Annotated in this window: 2 protein-coding genes; both read right to left on the reverse strand. The window is 69.4% G+C overall.

Annotated features, from left to right (window positions below):
• Window positions 1-75: 75 nt before the first annotated feature.
• Window positions 76-1,038 (reverse strand): electron transfer flavoprotein subunit alpha/FixB family protein, encoded by a 963-nt coding sequence (locus PV350_RS46580; RefSeq protein ID WP_500339306.1) that lies wholly within the window; start codon window positions 1,036-1,038, stop codon window positions 76-78.
• Window positions 1,039-1,075: 37 nt separating this feature from the next.
• On the reverse strand, window positions 1,076-1,399 hold a 324-nt coding region (locus PV350_RS46585; RefSeq protein WP_500339307.1), incomplete at its 5' end, for an electron transfer flavoprotein subunit beta/FixA family protein.

Genomic DNA, 1,399 nt, shown 5'->3' on the forward strand with positions numbered 1-1,399 from the left:
CGCCGGAGCCCCGTGGTGCCGTCAGGGGGCGTCACGGGGCTCCGGTGCGTGTGTGCTGCCGGTGGTGTGCCGGGGTCAGCCCTTGCGGGCGGTGACCTCCTCGGTCAGCTGCGGCACCACGGCGAACAGGTCACCCACCACGCCGTAGTCGACCAACTCGAAGATCGGCGCCTCCGGGTCCTTGTTCACCGCCACGATCGTCTTCGAGGTCTGCATACCCGCCCGGTGCTGGATCGCACCCGAGATCCCCGCCGCGACGTACAACTGCGGCGACACCGACTTACCCGTCTGCCCCACCTGATTGGTGTGCGGATACCAGCCCGCATCCACCGCCGCACGCGACGCACCCACCGCCGCACCCAGCGAATCGGCCAGCGCCTCGATCACCGCGAAGCTCTCCGCACCACCCACACCCCGGCCACCGGACACCACGATCGCAGCCTCCGTCAGATCCGGACGCCCCGTCGCCTCCCGCGGCGTACGCGCCACCACCTTCGTACCCGTGGCCAGCGCACCGAACTCCACGGCCAGCTCCTCCACCGCACCCGCCGCCGAAACAGCCTCCACCGGCGCCGAGTTCGGCTTCACCGTGATCACCGGCACACCCGTCGTCACCCGCGACTTCGTCGTGAACGACGCCGCGAACGCCGACTGCGTCGCCACCGGACCCTCGGACCCGGCCACCACATCCACCGCATCGGTGATGATGCCCGACCCCAGCCGCAACGCCAGCCGCGCCGCGACCTCCTTGCCCTCACCCGAAGACGGCACCAGCACCGCCACCGGACCCACCACACGGGCGGCCGCCTGAAGCGCATCCACCTTCGGCACCACCAGATACTGCGCGAACTCCGCAGCCTCATTGACCAGCACCCGCACCGCACCATGCCCGGCCAGCACACCCGCCGTCGCACCGGCACCCGCACCCAGCGCCACCGCCACCGGCTCACCCAGCCGACGCGCAATCGTCAGCAACTCCAGCGTCGGCTTGCGGACCGCACCATCCACATGATCGACGTAAACGAGGACTTCACCCATGGGACTACCTACTCCTGCGAACTCGATGGAAGACGCTTCAGATGAACTTCTGGCCCGCGAGGAACTCCGCGAGCTGCTTGCCGCCCTCGCCCTCGTCCTTCACGATCACACCGGCCGTCCGCGGCGGACGCGCCACCGCCTCATCCACCACGCTCCACGCACCCGCCAGACCCACCTGCCCCTCCTCGACACCCAGGTCGGACAGATCCAAGGACTCCACCGGCTTCTTCTTCGCCGCCATGATCCCCTTGAACGACGGATACCGCGCCTCACCCGACTGGTCCGTCACCGACACCAACGCCGGCAACGACGCCTCCAACTGCTCACTGGCGGAGTCACCGTCCCGGCGACCGGACACCAC

It is taken from the genome of Streptomyces sp. PA03-6a, assembly GCF_033792765.1.
GTDB lineage: Bacteria > Actinomycetota > Actinomycetes > Streptomycetales > Streptomycetaceae > Actinacidiphila.